The 16,571-nt window shown below is 72.7% G+C and carries 15 protein-coding genes; 11 read left to right on the plus strand and 4 right to left on the minus strand.

Annotated elements, in window-relative coordinates; genetic code table 11:
• Positions 1–54 precede the first annotated feature (54 nt).
• A complete protein-coding gene (locus ASG23_RS04020; RefSeq protein ID WP_157465510.1) occupies positions 55–528 on the plus strand; it encodes a hypothetical protein in 474 nt (157 codons plus the stop codon).
• Here ASG23_RS04020 and ASG23_RS04025 read toward each other — a convergent pair.
• A complete protein-coding gene (locus ASG23_RS04025) occupies positions 521–1,006 on the minus strand; it encodes a GNAT family N-acetyltransferase (protein WP_235520836.1) in 486 nt (161 codons plus the stop codon). The two genes, ASG23_RS04020 and ASG23_RS04025, sit on opposite strands and share 8 nt — an antisense overlap.
• A 100-nt stretch (positions 1,007–1,106) precedes the next feature.
• Here ASG23_RS04025 and ASG23_RS04030 point away from each other — a divergent pair, with 100 nt between their 5' ends.
• On the plus strand, positions 1,107–2,693 hold the full coding sequence (locus tag ASG23_RS04030) for an MFS transporter (RefSeq protein WP_056020318.1): 1,587 nt from the start codon (positions 1,107–1,109) through the stop codon (positions 2,691–2,693).
• A gap of 14 nt (positions 2,694–2,707) precedes the next feature.
• On the opposite strand, the gene pdxR is transcribed toward ASG23_RS04030, so the two are convergent.
• Positions 2,708–4,129, minus strand: coding sequence for a MocR-like pyridoxine biosynthesis transcription factor PdxR (pdxR, locus tag ASG23_RS04035; RefSeq protein ID WP_056020321.1), 1,422 nt, complete (start codon positions 4,127–4,129; stop codon positions 2,708–2,710).
• A 73-nt stretch (positions 4,130–4,202) separates the two neighbouring features.
• Between pdxR and ASG23_RS04040 the strand changes: the two genes are divergently transcribed.
• The gene (locus tag ASG23_RS04040; RefSeq protein ID WP_056020324.1) at positions 4,203–5,189 is read left to right on the plus strand and encodes an aldo/keto reductase; all 987 of its coding nucleotides are present in this window, start codon (positions 4,203–4,205) and stop codon (positions 5,187–5,189) included.
• A gap of 10 nt (positions 5,190–5,199) precedes the next feature.
• Here ASG23_RS04040 and ASG23_RS04045 read toward each other — a convergent pair whose 3' ends face one another.
• Positions 5,200–5,703: a GNAT family N-acetyltransferase gene (locus ASG23_RS04045; protein WP_442856806.1), complete on the minus strand. Its 504-nt coding sequence runs from the start codon at positions 5,701–5,703 to the stop codon at positions 5,200–5,202.
• A 5-nt stretch (positions 5,704–5,708) separates the two neighbouring features.
• On the minus strand, positions 5,709–6,074 hold the full coding sequence (locus ASG23_RS04050) for an ArsR/SmtB family transcription factor (RefSeq protein WP_056020331.1): 366 nt from the start codon (positions 6,072–6,074) through the stop codon (positions 5,709–5,711).
• A gap of 112 nt (positions 6,075–6,186) precedes the next feature.
• Here ASG23_RS04050 and arsM point away from each other — a divergent pair, with 112 nt between their 5' ends.
• The 8 genes from arsM to ASG23_RS04090 all read left to right on the plus strand — a co-directional run bounded on the left by arsM (position 6,187) and on the right by ASG23_RS04090 (position 16,276).
• Entirely contained in the window at positions 6,187–6,936 is a 750-nt protein-coding gene (gene arsM / locus ASG23_RS04055) for an arsenite methyltransferase (RefSeq protein ID WP_056020334.1), read from the plus strand.
• Positions 6,936–7,136: a hypothetical protein gene (locus ASG23_RS04060; RefSeq protein WP_056020337.1), complete on the plus strand. Its 201-nt coding sequence runs from the start codon at positions 6,936–6,938 to the stop codon at positions 7,134–7,136. Before arsM ends, ASG23_RS04060 begins: the two co-directional genes overlap by 1 nt.
• 176 nt (positions 7,137–7,312) lie before the next feature.
• On the plus strand, positions 7,313–8,236 hold the full coding sequence (locus ASG23_RS04065) for a PfkB family carbohydrate kinase (RefSeq protein ID WP_162242658.1): 924 nt from the start codon (positions 7,313–7,315) through the stop codon (positions 8,234–8,236).
• Positions 8,237–8,675: 439 nt separating this feature from the next.
• Complete coding sequence (gene kdpA, locus ASG23_RS04070) at positions 8,676–10,340, plus strand: potassium-transporting ATPase subunit KdpA (RefSeq protein ID WP_056020344.1); 1,665 nt, start codon at positions 8,676–8,678, stop codon at positions 10,338–10,340.
• Positions 10,337–12,409, plus strand: a complete 2,073-nt coding sequence (gene kdpB, locus ASG23_RS04075) for a potassium-transporting ATPase subunit KdpB (protein ID WP_056020347.1) — start codon at positions 10,337–10,339, stop codon at positions 12,407–12,409. The genes kdpA and kdpB overlap by 4 nt, the downstream gene beginning before the upstream one ends.
• A complete protein-coding gene (gene kdpC / locus ASG23_RS04080) occupies positions 12,409–13,062 on the plus strand; it encodes a potassium-transporting ATPase subunit KdpC (RefSeq protein WP_082515754.1) in 654 nt (217 codons plus the stop codon). The genes kdpB and kdpC overlap by 1 nt, the downstream gene beginning before the upstream one ends.
• Entirely contained in the window at positions 13,059–15,590 is a 2,532-nt protein-coding gene (locus ASG23_RS04085; protein WP_056020350.1) for a DUF4118 domain-containing protein, read from the plus strand. Before kdpC ends, ASG23_RS04085 begins: the two co-directional genes overlap by 4 nt.
• Complete coding sequence (locus ASG23_RS04090; protein WP_056020818.1) at positions 15,590–16,276, plus strand: response regulator; 687 nt, start codon at positions 15,590–15,592, stop codon at positions 16,274–16,276. Before ASG23_RS04085 ends, ASG23_RS04090 begins: the two co-directional genes overlap by 1 nt.
• Positions 16,277–16,571: the final 295 nt, after the last annotated feature.

Raw genomic sequence — 16,571 nt, forward strand, 5'->3', positions numbered from 1 at the left:
GGCACTATGGGCCCGTGGGCGGTGGCGCCGACGGCTCGGGCGAGGGGATCAGTGATGGAACAACGGCTCAGGGTTCGGCACGTCGGCGCGCTCCTGGTGGTGCTCGGGGCGCTCTCGCTGTCCGGGTGCGCCTCGAACACCGCGATCGAGGACTTCCCCGGGCTGCCGGTCGTCCCTGTCGCGGCCGAGGGCGCCGAGGAGGGCGGGGAGGCCGAGCCGGAGCTCGAGGAGATCGAGGTCACCGAGGGTGAGACCAGCGCGGTCTACCTCGACAACGGCGACCGGCTGGCCGTCGTGACGTGGGGAAGCTCGACCTGCCCGCTCGTCGGGTCGAGCATCTCCGTCGTCGAGGACGCGAACAGCGGGAACTCCGTGCGGGTCGAGGTGGAGGAGATCGCTGCCGACGCCGTCTGCACCTCCGACTTCGTGCCGCACACCACCGTCTTCGGCACTCCGGAGAACACGACGACGACGAAGCCGCTGAACGTCGACGTCAACGGCGAGGAGATCGTCGTCCCCGTCAAGTAGTCGGGCGGACATACTGCAGCAGCTCCGGACGGGGCGGGAAGGTGCTCCGGGTCCGCTCAGCGGTCGGCCGCCAACCGAGCCTCTCGTAGAACCGTCGCGCCCGGCGGTTCCCCGTGAACACCCAGAGCCGGGCGTTCTGCACGCCGCGGGTCCGCATCCGCTCGAGCGCCGCATCGTGGGCACCCTGCGCGACGCCGGTGCTCCAGTGCTCGACGGCGATCCCGAAGTGCAGGAGCTCGTCGCCGCGGATCGCGACGAAGCCGACGAGCGCGTCGTCCAGGCGCACGGTGCAGCAGTCGACCCCCGGCGCGTCGATCTCGCGCCGCCAGCGATCGGCGACGACGTCCCGAGGAAACGGGTACTCGCTCTGCGGGAACACGTCGACGAGCGCCCGGACGGCGCCCGGCACCTGGACGTCGAGCACCGCGTCGACGTCGGCCGCCGTCATCGTGCGAAGGGTCACGGGCGCCGCTGCCACGCCCGCCAGCCTACGAGGGCCGATCCGGCGCACGCAGAGCCGTGCCGATGTCCTCTTTCGGGTCCGACTGCTCCTACGCTGCACAGATGAAGGCACAGCGATGACCACAGGCCCGGAGCCCGCAGCGCCGCTCGATCGGCGCCTGGCCATACTTCTCGCGATGGCGATGTTCGTCCTGGTGGTCGACACCTCGTTCATGAACGTCTCGATCTCGGCGGTCGTCGCGGACCTGGACACCACCGTCAGCGGCGTCCAGTCGGCGATCGCGCTCGAGGCGCTCGTGTCGGCCGCGTTCATCCTGATCGGCAGCAAGGTGGGGGACCTGGCCGGTCGCAAGCGCGCGTACGTGATCGGCCTGCTCGCGTACGCGACGGGCGCGGTCGCGATGATGCTGGCCCAGAGCCTCACCGCGGTGATCATCTTCTGGGCGATCATCGGCGGCCTGGGGGCGTCGCTCCTGCTGCCCTCGATGCAGTCGTTGATCCACGGCAACTTCACCGGCGGCGCGCAGGTCAAGGTCTACGCGCTCGTCGGTGCGTCCGCGTCGATCGCCGCGGCGGTCGGCCCGCTGCTCGGTGGGTTCATCACGACGTACCTGTCGTGGCGGGTGGCGTTCGGGCTCGAGGCGCTGATCATCGTGGTCGTGCTCTCCGGCATCAAGCTGGTCAAGGACGTGAAGTTCACGGGCGACCGCTCGATCGACCTCGTCGGCGCGGGGCTGTCCGCGCTCGCCATGGGCGGCATCGTCCTCGGCATCCTCGTGTGGCAGGAGGGCGGCGAGGCGGTCGGTGCGCTGATCGCCCTCGGCGGCATCGCCCTCGCGGCACTCGTCTGGTGGCTCCTGCGCCGCAAGCGCGAGGGCAAGCCGGTGCTGCTCGACCCCGACCTGTTCCGGCTCCCGCTGTTCCGCGTCGGTGTGTCCCAACAGACGCTTCAGCAGATCACGCTCGGCGCCGCGATGATCACGCTGCCGATCTTCCTGCAGATGGTGCTCGAGTACGACGCGATGGCGGCCGGCCTCTCGCTCGCACCCCTCTCGCTCAGCATGTTCGCGATGGCCCTGCTCGCGGGGAAGCGCTCCGGACGGCGCCGCCCGGCCTCGATCGTCCTGGTGGGCTTCGGGCTGGTCGTCGTCGGCATCCTCCTGCTGATCCCCGTGATCCCGCGCGCGACGTCCGGCTGGTACCTCGTGCTCCCGCTGATCGTCGTGGGCTCCGGCCTCGGTCTGCTCGTCTCGCAGCTGAACAACTACACGCTGTCGCCGATCACAGAGGAGCGCGTCAGTGAGGCGGCGGGCGTCAACTCGGCCGCCGGCTCGTTCGGGCTCTCGTTCGGGCTCGCCTTCGCCGGAGGCGTCATGCTCGCTGCCCTGTCGCTCGGGTTCACCGCCCAGGCGGACGCGAGCACGGTCCTCTCAGCCGAGGAGCAGACCCAGGTGGCCACCGCGCTCGAGGAGGACGCCGAGCTGATGAGCAACACGAAGCTGGAGGAGACGCTCGCGGGTCAACCGCCGGAGGTGCAGGCCGAGATCGTGCGCATCAACACCGAGGTCCGGCCGCGCGCCCTGCAGATCGCGCTCCTGGTCCCGCTGCTCGCAGGCATCGTCGGGCTGATCAACGGCTTCCGGATGAGGCGCCTGCCCGACCCGCAGCCGAATGCCGCGATCGAAGGGGTGGCTCTGGGCTGAACGTCGGGAGGCGGCTACCGGGCCGCCTCGCTGACAGCAGCGGCCAGACGGGCCACCGCCTCGTCCAGCCGTGCGTCGACCAGGTTCCCGTACCCGACGACGAGCGCCGGGGCCGACGCCGCGTCGTCGAGGCGATAGCGGCCGGCCGGCACCACCCGGACGTCCCGTCGAGCGGCCAGCCGGGCCACGTGGTGCTCGTCGACGCCGGGCGGCAGCCCCAGCACCACGTGCAGCCCCGCGGCCAGTCCGGTCACGGGCAGGCCCGGCAGGTGCCGCTCGAGCGCGACGAGCAGTGCCGCACGTCGGCGCCGGTACCGACCGCGGGCGGATCGTAGGTGTCGGTCGTAGCCCCCGCCGGACAGCAGCGCGGCGCAGGCGAGCTGATGCAGCGACGGCGGGGCGCTCGCGTCGATGTCGAGCCCGGCACGCGCGGCGGGGACGTCGTCGGGTGGGACCAGCCACCCCACGCCGAACCCCGCGGCGAGCGTCTTGCTCAGCGAGCCCAGCAGGGCGACGCGGTCGGGTGCCAGCGCGCGCAGGGCCGCCACCGGGCGGCGGTCGTAGCGGAACTCGGCGTCGTAGTCGTCCTCGACGATCACCCCGTCGACGGAGCGGGCCCACCGCACGAGTGCCTCGCGCCGCGCCGGGACGAGCGCGGCGCCGACGGGGAACTGGTGCGAGGGGGTCACCAGGGCGGCGCGCGCGCCGGTGCGCACGGCTGCTGCCACCAGGGCGTCGACGTCCAGCCCATCCGCGTCCACCGGCACTGGTACCGGCTGCAGGCCCGCGGCCGCGGCGACGTCGCGCAACCGCGGCCAGCTCGGGTCCTCGACGAGCACCGCGTCGTGGCCGGCGGCCTTCAGCGATCGCGCCAGACGAGTCATGCCGTCCGCTGCGCCGTGCGTCACGACGACCGTGTCCGCATCGACGAGCACCGCGCGCGTCACCGCCAGCCGCTCGGCGAGCGCCCGCCGCAGTGCGGGCACGCCGCGGGGGTCCGGTGCCGCGAGGTCCCCGGGTGTCGCGGACGCGACCGCCGTCCGCACGGCCGCGACCCAGGCTGCACGCGGCAGGTGGCGCAGGTCCGGCACGCCCGGACCGAGGTCGAACTGCGGCCGCAGCTGGACCGGGGGGTCGGCGGCTCGGGCGGGGGCGAGGGTGGGCCACGAGGTGGCGGCGACGCGCGTGCCGGCGCCCGTGCGAGCGTCCAGCACACCCTCGGCCACGAGGCCGCCGTACGCCTGCGTCACCACCCAGCGCGAGAGGCCCAGGTCGCGGGCCAGCGCCCTGCTCGGTGGCACCGGGTCGCCGGGACGCAGCCGGCCGTCGCGGACGGCGGCGCGTAGCGCCCGTTCGAGCGCGACGTGCACCGGCTGGCCGCCCTCGATCGTGACGAGCACGTCGCCGACCCACCGATTGGTCTGGTCATCTGCCACAGGAATGGACCGTACTCCCGGTCCGCTCCGCGCCTAGCGTCGGACCTGTCACCAGATCCACGAGGAGAACACCATGCAGCAGCGCACCATCGGCTCCGGACCCACCTCCACCGACGTCAGCGTCCTGTGCCTGGGCACCATGCACTTCGGCACGCACACCCCGCGCGAGACGGCCTTCGAGGTCCTCGACCGCTTCGTCGACGCCGGCGGCACCTTCCTCGACACCGCGAACAACTACAACGCCTGGGACGCGGGCGGCCACGGGCACGAGAGCGAGGACGTGATCGGCGCCTGGTTGGCGTCGCGCGGGCTGCGGGACAGCGTCCGCATCGCGACGAAGTGCGGTGCCGCCAAGAAGGACCCGGCGCTGCCGCTGTCGGGCACGCCGCCGACGAACTACCAGGGCCTGGCCGCCGAGACCATCCACCGCGAGGCCGCGACGAGCCTGCGCCACCTGGGCGTCGACCGGATCGACGTCTTCTACGGGCACGTCGACGACCGCGACACCGCCCTGGAGGAGACCGTCGGCGCCTTCGGCAAGCTCGTGGCCGACGGTGTGGTCGGCGTGCCGGGGATCTCCAACGTCACGACCTGGCGCGTCGTCGAGGCGCGCGAGACCGCCGCCCGCCTCGGTGTCGAGCCGTACGGCGTCGTCCAGCAGCAGGGCAGCTACGTGTACCCGAGCCCGACGCCGTTCCGGTCCAACTGGGTGTCCGGCGACCTGCTCGACTACGCCGCGTCCACCGGTGTCGACGGGCGGCCGCCGCTGGCCGTGACCGCGTACTCGCCGCTGCACCAGGGCGCGTACACGCGCGCCGACAAGCCGCTGTTCGGCGGTGCAGACCACCCGAGCAGCCGGCGTCGGGTCGAGGTGCTGCACGAGGTCGCCCGCGACGCCGGTGCCACCGCGAACCAGGTCGCGCTCGCGTGGCTGCTCGGCGGGCCGACACCGGTCATCCCGATCGTCGGGGCCCACACGGTCGCCCAGCTCGACGAGTCGCTGGGCGCGCTCGACCTCGTGCTCGACGACGAGCTGCGCGCGCGGCTCGACGCGGCCTGACGGACGCCCGTCAGACGTCGGTGGCGAGGCGTCGTTCCATGAGGACGACGTCTCGCCACCGTCCTGCCAGCGGGCCGTAGGTCATGCGGCCGAGCCGCTCCCGGGTGCCGACGACGCGGAAGCCTGCGGCGGTGTGCAGGGCGAGGCTCGCGGAGTTCTCCGGGAAGATGCCGGACTGCACGGTCCAGACGCCTCCGGCGGCAGCCGAGTCGAGCAGCGCGTCGAGCAGCGCCCGGCCGACGCCGCGCCCGCGCGCAGCCGGGTCGACGTACACGGAGTGCTCGATCACCCCGGCGTACACGCACCGGTCGGACACCGCCGACGCGGCGGCCCAGCCGAGGACCCGGCCGTCGTCGTCCAGCGCCACCAACCGGTGCTCGCGCACCTTTGCGGCGTCGAAGGACTCCCAGGTCGGCGGTGCCGCCTCGAAGGTGGCGTGCCCGGTCGCGATGCCGGCGGCGTAGATGCGCTCGACGTCCGCCCAGTGCTCGGCGGCCAGCGGGACGATGCGCAGCCCGGTCACGCGGCGCTCGTCGTCAGGTGGGTACCGAGGTGGCGGGTCACCGACTCGAGCGCCCCGGGCACCAGCGCGAAGTAGGCCCACACGCCGCGCTTGTCCCGGGTGATCAGCCCGGCGTCGGTGAGCACCTTCAGATGGTGCGACACCGTCGGCTGGCTCAGGCCGACGGGCTCGATGAGGTCGCAGACGCAGGCCTCCGCGCCGTCCTGCGCGGCGATGAGCGACAGCAGCCGCAGTCGTGCGGGGTCGGCCAGCGCCTTGAGCGTGCGGGCGAGCTGGAGGGCGTCCTGCTCGCTGATCGCCGGGCTCGTGGCAGGGGTGCAGCACGCGGCGGGGGTCGAGACGGGCAGCAGGTCCAGAGGCATGTGGCAAGTATGGCGCGGAGATTGACGGCTGTCGATATTGACACTGATGGATGTCTGGGTGCAGAGTCGACTTCGGTACACATCGACAGGCATCGATATCTGAGGAGCCACCATGGATGACGTCCGCGAGCAGGTCCGCCAGCGCTACGCCCTGGCTGCGGTGCAGACCACGAACGAGGGGTGTTGCGGCGGATCGTGCGGCGCCGCTGCCGAGGTCGACGAGACCTTCGGATCTGCGCTCTACGACGCGACGGACGTCGCGGGCCTCCCCGTCGAGGCCGTCGCCGCGTCGCTCGGCTGCGGCAATCCCCTCACGGTCGCGGAGCTCGCGCCGGGGGAGCGGGTGCTCGACCTCGGTTCGGGCGGCGGTATCGACGTGCTGCTGTCGGCTCGCCGCGTCGGACCCACCGGCTTCGCGTACGGCGTCGACATGACCGACGAGATGCTCGAGCTGGCGCGGGCGAACGCGGCGAAGGCGGACGCGACCAACGTGGAGTTCCGCAAGGGCACGATCGAGGACCTTCCGTTCGCGGACGGATCGGTCGACGTCGTCATCTCGAACTGCGTGGTCAACCTCTCGCCGGACAAGCCCGCGGTCCTGGCAGAGGTGTTCCGGGTGCTGACCGACGGGGGCCGGGTCGGCATCTCCGACGTCGTCGCCGAGGACCACCTCACCCCCGAGCAGCGCGCTGAGCGCGGCTCCTACGTCGGCTGCATCGCCGGCGCCCTGTCCCGCGCCGAGTACCTCACGGGCCTGGCTGACGCCGGCTTCGTCGACGCGGACGTCACGTTCACCCACCAGGTCGCGGACGGCATGCACGGTGCCGTCGTCCGCGCCCGCAAGCCCGTCACGGAGGACTGATGCACCCGGATCTCGACTTCGTCGTCCACCAGCAGCGCGAGCGCGAGCTCGAGGCGAGGCTGCGTCAGCGGCTCGTCGCCGAGGAACGCGCCACAGCGAGGACCGGGGGCGCACCACGTCCCCGGCTCGCGCGGCTCGTCTCCTGGGTGCAGGCCGCGCGGCCCGCACCACGTCCGGCGCCCGTGTGCTGCCCGGCCTGAGTCCCACCGCGACCGAGTGACCTCTGATGGCCGCTGTCGTTGATTGTTCAACTTGCGGAAACCATTCGGAAACGGTTGGCGTGACACCCTTGAAGGAGCTTCCCGAGGCCCCGGTTCGAGCGCGGCTCCCACATCCTCGGGACGCCATCGCCTCCCCCCGGATCGAGGAACAGATGATGAGACCACACGATGTGCTGGTCGTCGGCGAGGCCCTGATGGACCTCCGCGACGACGGCATGACCATCCGCGAGCGCGTCGGCGGGAGCGCCGGCAACGTGGCCGTCGGCCTGGCGAGGCTCGGGCGGGACGTCGTGCTCCACACGGCGCTCGGGCAGGACGAGCGCGGTGAGGAGATCGCGGCGTACCTGACCGACGAGGGCGTGGAGCTGTCCGGCTCGTCGTTCGGCGCGGTCGCCTCGTCCGTCCAGCGGGCCGTCGTGCGGTTCGACGGCTCGGCGTCGCGCGACTTCCGGATCGACTGGGCGCCCTCGCCCGCCACGGGGACCTTCGATGCCCGCTGCGTCCACGCCGGGTCGCTCGCGGCCTACGTGGAACCGGGCGCGAGCACCGTCCTGGACCTGGTCGAGCAGGCGCACGGCCGGTCCCTCGTGACGTTCGACGCCAAGGTCGAGCCCGCGCTCGTCACGTCGAGGGAGGCGGCCGTCCGTCGGACCGACGACTTCGTCCAGCTCGCCGGGATCGTCAAGACGAGCGAGGCCGACCTGGCCTTCCTCCACCCGGACGTCCCGGCGCTCGACGTGCTGCGTGACTGGGTGGCTCGCGGTCCCGACCTCGTGGTCCTCACCCGCGGTGCGCGCGGTGCTACGGCAGTCACGGCCCGCGGCATCGTCGACGTGCCCGCCGTCCCGGTCCTCTACGCCGACGAGGTGGGCGGTGCCGGCGACGCCTTCATGTCGAGCCTCATCGACACCGCCCTGAGCTGGGACGCGGACGTGAGCATGCGCTGGCTACGGTCAGGCGCCCCGGTGGTGGAGCAGGTGCTCGTCCGTTCCGTGCGTGCCGCGGCTCTGACCATCGCCCGGCTGGGGGCGGTGCCGCCGACCGCGGCGGAGCTGGCGGTCGCCTCGACCGGCGCCTGAGGGCGAGGAGCCCGTCGAACGGCGAGCGGCGACAGCATCCACGTCGCGCTCGACCCCGTTCACCTCCGCCACCTGGCGCCGACGCGACTGCGCACGGGCGCGGTACCGACAACGTTGCGCTAAGACCTCGCTCGGGCCCGTCAAGGTTCCATCAAGGCCGGCCCTCCGGCGGTGCGGGGAGGCGTAGACCTGCGGTTGCGGTCCTGGTGAGAGGGCCGCCGGTGGCCCCAAGCAGGCGCCCCGACCGTCGTCGAAAGCACTGTGAGACACATGGCCGACGTGGCCTTCCTCGCGCTGACCGTGGCCTTCTTCGCCACCGTCGCGCTGCTCGCCCGCAGGGCGGACCGATCATGAGCGGGCTGGACGTCACGGGCCTGGTCGTGGCCGGCGCGCTCCTCCTCTACCTGGTGGTCCAGCTGCTGCGCTCGGACAAGGTCCGATGAGCGCCACGTGGACCGCGATCGGCCAGGTCGGGATCGTCGTGCTGGTCCTGGCCGCCGCGCACCGGCCCCTCGGTGACTACCTGTTCCGCACGATGACCGCGACCACCCACCTGGCCGTCGAACGCGCGGGGTACCGGATCATGCGGGTCGACCCCGACGCCGAGCAGCGGTGGAGCACCTACCTGCTCTCGCTCCTGGGGTTCTCCCTGGCGTCGGTCCTGGTGCTGTTCGGCCTCGGCAGGCTGCAGGCCGCGCTGCCCCTGTCCCTCGGCACGGAATCGCTCGACCCCGCGGGCGCCTGGAACACCGCGGTCTCGTTCGTCACCAACACGAACTGGCAGTGGTACTCCGGGGAGGCCGCTGCGGGGCACCTGTTCCAGATGGCCGGGCTCGCGGTTCAGAACTTCGTGTCCGCGGCCGTGGGGCTCGCCGTGGTCGCGGCGCTCGCCCGCGGGTTCGCGCGGTCCGGCACCGACGGCCGCATCGGCAACTTCTGGGCCGACCTCGTCCGGGGCACCGTGCGCGTGCTGCTCCCGCTGGCGTTCGTGGCGGCTCTCGCCCTGGTCGCCGCCGGGGTGATCCAGAACCTCGGCGCGCACTCGCAGATCACCACGCTGGCCGGCGGGACGCAGGCGGTGCTCGGCGGGCCGGTGGCGTCCCAGGAGGCGATCAAGGAGCTGGGCACCAACGGCGGCGGCTTCTTCAACGCCAACTCCGCGCACCCGTTCGAGAACCCGACCCCGTGGACCAACGCCCTCGAGGTCGTCCTGCTGCTGCTGATCCCGTTCAGCCTGCCGCGCATGTTCGGCCGCATGGTCGGCGACCGCCGCCAGGGCTGGGCGATCCTCGCCGCGATGTCGACCCTGTGGGTCGCCGCCGTCGGCCTGCTCACCTGGGCCGAGATGGCCGGACCGGGCCTCGTGCCGGTGGCGGCCGGAGGGGCGATGGAGGGCAAGGAGGTGCGGTTCGGCGAAGCGGCGTCGGCCCTGTTCGCGGCGTCGACGACGATGACGTCGACCGGGGCGGTCAACTCCATGCACGACTCCCTGACCGCGCAGGGCGGCGGCGTCGCCCTGGTCGGGATGCTGCTGGGCGAGGTGTCCCCGGGCGGCGTCGGCAGCGGCCTGTACGGGATGGTCGTCCTGATCGTCGTCGCGGTGTTCCTGGCCGGGCTGATGGTGGGGCGGACGCCCGAGTACCTCGGCAAGAAGATCGGCCGGGAGGAGATCACGCTCGTCGCGCTGTACGTGCTGACGATGCCCGCGGTCGTCCTGATCGGCTCCGCCGTCGCCGTCTCCGTCCCCGCAGGCCTCGAGGGGCAGCTGCAGGGCGGCCCGCACGGGCTCTCCGAGATCGTCTACGCCTTCGCGTCCGCCGGGAACAACAACGGCTCCGCGTTCGCCGGGCTCACCGCGGGCACGCCGTTCTACAACACCCTCCTCGGCCTCGCGATGCTCGTCGGCAGGTTCGTCCCGATCGCGCTCGTGCTGGCGCTGGCCGGCCGGCTCGCGAGCAGTCGGAAGGTGCCCGAGAGCGCCGGCACGCTGCCGACGCACACGCCGCTGTTCGTCGGCCTCCTGGTGACCGTGACCCTCGTCGTCGTCGGCCTCACGTTCGTCCCCGTCCTGTCCCTCGGTCCCGTCGTGGAGTCCCTGTCATGAGCACCCCCCTTCTCGAGAAGCCGACCGCGCCGCACACGGTCCCGGCGGCGCCGACGACGCTGTCCCCCCGACAGCTCGCCGCGGCCGTACCCGGTGCCCTGCGGGGGCTGGACCCGCGCAGGCTCTGGAGCTCACCGGTCATGTTCGTGGTCGAGGTCGGCGCGGCGTTCACCACGGTGCTCGCGGTCGTCGAGCCGAGCGCGTTCGCCTGGTCGATCACGGTCTGGTTGTGGCTCACGGTCGTCTTCGCGACGCTCGCGGAGTCCGTCGCCGAAGGCCGGGGCAAGGCGCAGGCGGCGAGCCTGCGTGCCACGCAGGCCGAGACGACGGCCCGCAAGGTCGTGGGGTCCGGCACCATCGAGGTGCCCTCCTCGTCGCTGCGGGTCGGGGACGTCGTGGTCGTCGTCGCGGGGGAGACCATCCCCGGCGACGGGGACGTGATCGAGGGAGTCGCGAGCGTCGACGAGTCCGCGATCACCGGCGAGTCCGCCCCCGTCATCCGGGAGTCCGGCGGGGACCGGTCGGCGGTCACCGGGGGCACGGTCGTGCTGTCGGACCGGATCGTCGTGCGGATCACGGCGCCCGCCGGTCAGACCTTCGTCGACCGCATGATCGCGCTGGTCGAGGGCTCGGAGCGGCAGAAGACGCCGAACGAGGTCGCGCTCAACGTGCTGCTCACGACGCTGACGATCGTGTTCCTGCTGGCGGTCGTCACGCTGCAGCCGTTCGCCACGTACTCGGGCGCGCCGCAGACCCTGATCGTGCTGGTCGCGCTGCTGGTCTGCCTGATCCCGACGACGATCGGCGCCCTGCTGTCCGCGATCGGCATCGCGGGCATGGACCGGCTGGTCCGCCGCAACGTGCTCGCCATGTCGGGCCGCGCGGTCGAGGCGGCCGGCGACGTGGACGTGCTGCTGCTCGACAAGACGGGCACCATCACGCTCGGCAACCGCCAGGCGGCCGACCTGCTCCCGGCGTCGGGCGTCGACCCGACGGCGCTCGCGGACGCGGCCCAGCTGTCGTCGATGGCGGACGAGACCCCCGAGGGTCGCTCCGTCCTAGTGCTGGTCAAGGAGCGGTTCGGGCTCCGTGAGCGACCCGAGGGTGACCTCGTCGGCGCCGAGCTGGTGCCGTTCCAGGCGCGGACCCGGATGAGCGGCGTCGACCTGCCCACGCGGCGGGTCCGCAAGGGCGCTGCCGCGGCGGTCACCCACTGGGTCCGGTCCACGGGCGGGCATGCGGGCGACGACGTCTCGGCGACGGTCGACGCGATCTCCGCGTCGGGCGGCACGCCCCTCGTCGTCGCGGAACAGCTCGGCGACGGTCCGGCACGCGTCCTCGGGGTGATCCACCTCAAGGACGTGGTGAAGGAGGGCATGCGCGAACGGTTCGACGCCCTGCGGGCGATGGGCATCCGGACCGTGATGGTCACGGGCGACAACCCGCTGACCGCGAAGGCCATCGGCGACGAGGCGGGCGTGGACGACGTGCTCGCCGAGGCCACGCCGGAGGACAAGCTCGCCCTGATCCGCCGCGAGCAGGCGGGCGGGCGGCTGGTCGCGATGGCCGGCGACGGGACGAACGACGCCCCCGCGCTGGCCCAGGCGGACGTCGGTGTCGCGATGAACACGGGGACGACCGCGGCGAAGGAGGCCGGCAACATGATCGACCTCGACTCGAACCCGACCAAGCTGTTGGAGATCGTCGAGATCGGCAAGCAGCTGCTCATCACGCGCGGGGCGCTGACGACGTTCTCGGTCGCGAACGACGTCGCCAAGTACTTCGCGATCCTGCCCGCGATGTTCGTCGTCGCGTTCCCGCAGCTCGACGTGCTCAACGTCATGCACCTGACCAGCCCGCAGTCGGCCATCCTCTCGGCCGTCGTATTCAACGCGCTGATCATCGTCGCGCTGCTCCCGCTGGCCCTGCGCGGGGTGCGCTACACGCCGTCGTCGGCCAGCGCCCTGCTGCGCCGCAACCTCCTGGTCTACGGGCTGGGCGGCGTCGTCGCCCCGTTCGTCGGGATCAAGCTCGTCGACCTGCTCGTCACTGCCCTGGGGATGTCCTGATGACCGCGACCCGTCCGCGCTCCCGGCCGAGGTACTCCGCCGGCTCCGACACCGTCGCCTTCGTCCGCCAGACCTGGGCAGGCCTGCGGGTGCTGCTCGTGCTCACGGTCGTCCTCGGGTTCGCCTACCCCCTCGCGGTCACCGGCATCGCGCAGATCGCGTTCCCGTGGCAGGCGCACGGGTCTCTCGTCTCGTCGACCGGGGAGCGCGTGACGTCGCGCGACGACGCCGTGGGTTCGCTGCTGATCGGGCAGCGCTTCGACGGTCCGCAGTGGTTCCACCCGCGCCCGTCGGCCGCCGGCGACGGGTACGACACCCTGGCGTCGGCAGGCTCCAACCTGGGCCCGCTCAACGAGAGCCTCCTGGCCGCGGTCGCCGAGCGCCGCTCGGCCGTGGTCGAGCAGGAGGGCATCGACCAAGCCGACGTGCCGGTCGACGCGCTCACCGCGTCGGCCTCCGGCCTGGACCCCGACATCTCGCCGGAGTACGCACGGGTCCAGGTCGCCCGCGTCGCGCGGGAGCGGGGGCTCTCGACGGACGACGTCCGGGCACTCGTCGACGACGCCACGATCGGCCGTGACCTCGGCGTCCTCGGCGAGCCCCGGGTGAACGTGCTCCGCCTGAACCTGGCGCTGCACACAATGGGCTCATGACCCGACCCAGCGAGGGCGGCCCCGCGCCGGGCCGCGCAGGCCGAGGGCGGCTGACCGTCTACCTCGGCGCCGCTCCCGGCGTCGGGAAGACGTACGCGATGCTCGACGAGGCCCACCGCCGCCTCTCCCGCGGGACCGACGTCGTGGTCGGCTTCGTCGAGGACCACGGCAGGCTCGCGACGGCGGCGCTGCTCGAGGGCCTCGAAGTCCTGCCGCGACAGGTCCTGACCCATCGCGGGAGCGAGTTCACCGAGCTGGACGTGCCGGCGGTGCTCGCCCGGTCGCCTCAGGTGGTGATGGTCGACGAGCTGGCGCACACCAACGTGCCCGGGAGCGCGCACGCCAAGCGGTGGCAGGACGTGCACGACCTCCTCGCGGCCGGCATCGACGTGGTGACGACCGTGAACGTGCAGCACCTGGAGTCGCTGAACGACGACGTCGAGGCGATCACCGGCGTCAAGCAGCGCGAGACGGTTCCCGACCACGTGGTGCGCGACGCGGACCAGATCCAGCTGGTCGACCTCGCGCCGGACGCCCTACGGCGCCGGCTCGCGCACGGCAACGTGTACCGCGCCGAGCAGATCGACGCCTCCCTGACGCAGTACTTCCGGGTCGGGAACCTGACCGCGCTGCGCGAGCTGGCACTGCTGTGGCTGGCGGACCGGGTCGACGACGCGCTGACCACCTACCGTCGCGACCACCGGATCGAGTCGCCGTGGCCCGCCCGCGAGCGCGTCGTCGTCGCGGTCACGGGCGGACCCGAGGGGGACACGCTGCTGCGGCGTGGGGCGCGGATCGCGCAGCGCGCCGCGGGATCGGAGCTCCTCGCCGTGCACGTGCTGGCCACTGACGGGCTGCCCAGCGCCCCGCCCGCGCGGATCGCCGGGCAGCGCGCGCTGGTCGAGTCGCTCGGCGGGACGTTCCACACGGTCGTCGGCGAGGACGTCCCGAGCGCCGTCGTCGACTTCGCCCGCGGGGTGAACGCCACGATGATCGTCGTCGGGGTCTCCCGCCGCAGTCGATGGAAGGAGGCCGTCCGGGAGAGCAACGGCACCGAGATCGCGCGGCTGGCCGGGATGATCGACGTGCACCTGGTGACCCACGAGCGCGCACGCGCGGGCAGCCGCCGGATCGGCCGGCGCTCCGCGCTGTCGGGGCCTCGCCGGACAGTGGGCTGGTCGGTCGCCCTGCTCGGGCCGGTGCTGCTCACGGTTCTGCTGAGCAGCATGCGAGAGCTCGTGGGCCTGCCCACCGAGCTCATGCTCTTCCTGGCGCTCACCGTGCTGGTCGCGCTCATCGGTGGGCTGTGGCCCGCGATCGTCAGCGCCGTCGTCGGCTTCCTGCTGCTCAACTGGTTCTTCACGCAGCCCACCGGGATGCTGACGATCGCCGAGCCCGAGAACGCCCTCGCGCTGGGGGTGTTCGTGCTGGTGGCGGCAGGGGTCGCCTCCGTGGTGGACCTGGCGGCGCGGCGGACGACCGAGGCGTTCCGTGCGCGTGCCGAGGCGTCCGCCCTCGCCGCCATCTCCCGGTCGGTGCTGTCGGGTGAGGACACGGCCGCCGCGCTGGTCGCCCGGCTGCGCGAGACGTTCACGCTGGGGGCGGTCTCGCTGCTCGCGAGGAACGAGACCGGCTGGGAGGTCCTGGCGACGGACGGCGTCGACCCCGCTCTCGACCCGGACGCGGCCCAGGTCGTCCTCGTGGTCGACGACGAGCGGGTGCTCGCGCTGACCGGTCGTGTGCTCCCGGCGAGCGACCGCCGGGTGCTGGAGGCGTTCGCGTCCCAGGTCGGGATCGTGCTGGAGCAGGAGCGTCTGCGTGCCCAGGCCGAGCAGGCGCGCATCCTTGGCCAGGCCGACGCCACCCGCACCGCCCTGCTGGCGGCCGTCTCGCACGACCTGCGCACGCCGCTAGCGACCATCCGCGCCTCGGTCGACGGGCTGACGGCCACGAACCTGGACCTCGACGACGCCGACCGCGCGGCCCTCGTCGGCACCCTCGAGGAGTCCACCGCGCGCCTCGAGCGGCTCATCGACAACCTGCTCGACCTGTCCCGGCTGCAGACGGGTAGCGTCCGACCCGTGCTGCGGGCGACGAGTCTCGACGAGATCGTGCCCTTCGCGGTCGAGGGCTACCCGCCGGGCGCCGTGGTGCTGGACGTGCCGGACGACCTCCCGCTCGTGCACACCGACCCGGGGCTCCTGGAGCGCGTCGTCGCCAACCTGGTCTCCAACGCCGTGCGGCACGCGAAGGCCGGGAGCCCCGTGGTCGTGGGGTCGGCGGTCGTGGGCAACGACGTCGTCGTGCGCGTGGTCGACGACGGTCCGGGTGTCCCTGACGACGTCAAGGAGCACATGTTCGACGCGTTCCAGCGGCTGGGCGACACCAGCGGGACCGGCCTGGGTCTCGGGCTGGCGGTCGCCGACGGGCTCTCGACCGCTGTCGGCGCCGAGCTGAGGGTGGAGGACACCCCCGGCGGCGGCCTGACGATGCTGGTGACCGTCCCGCTCGCGGGATCGGCCGCGTGATGGCCGGCCACAAGATCCTGGTCGTCGACGACGAGCCCGGGCTCGCCCACGCCCTGTCCATCACCCTCCGCGCCACCGGCTGGGAGGTCACGACCGCCGGGGACGGAGCCTCGGCGATCTCCGCTGCGGCGTCGCACGCTCCCGATGTCGTGCTGCTCGACCTCGGCCTGCCGGACATGAGCGGGCTCGACGTCATCACCGCGATCCGCGGGTGGAGCCACGTGCCGATCGTGGTCCTGTCGGCTCGCCAGCACGGCGAGGACAAGGTCGACGCCCTCGACGCGGGGGCCGACGACTACGTGACCAAGCCGTTCGCCATGAACGAGCTCCTCGCCCGCCTGCGCGCCGCGGTCCGGCGGGCGTCCGTCCAGACCGACACCGAGGACGCGGTCGTCACCGCAGGAGCACTGAGTGTCGACCTCGCGCGCCGGCGCGTGCTGCGGGACGGGGCCGAGGTGCGACTCAGCCCCACGGAATGGTCGATGCTCGAGGTCCTGGTGCGCAACCGTGGCCGGCTCGTGGGTCGCCGCCAGCTGCTCCAGGAGGTCTGGGGTCCGGGGTACTCCGACGAGACCCACTACCTGCGCGTCTACTCGGCCCTGCTCCGTCGCAAGCTCGAGCAGGACCCGGCGCATCCGCGGCACATCATCACGCAGCCGGGCATGGGGTACATCTTCGAGACGTGATGGGCCGTGCCGGAGAGACGACCGACCGCGCCGACCAGCGCCAGAAGGTTGAGTGCTCGGCGAGACCGCGACCGTCCGCGAGGACTTCGAACGAATCATCGCCACGACCACGTCGACCGGCCCGCCGCGTGAGCAGGGGGGGTGGCGACCGGCGACGTCGGCGCGTCGACCACCCGCCGCGGAAAGCGCGGGGCTCTCCGTACGCGCCAGCGATTGCCGAGAGTCGTCGCATTGTCATTTGCAGGGGAAAGGTGCTCGACGCCAGGCAGCGAGGAGACCGGGATCTGCAGTCAGA

It is taken from the genome of Cellulomonas sp. Leaf395, from assembly GCF_001424125.1.
Classification (GTDB): Bacteria; Actinomycetota; Actinomycetes; order Actinomycetales; family Cellulomonadaceae; genus Cellulomonas.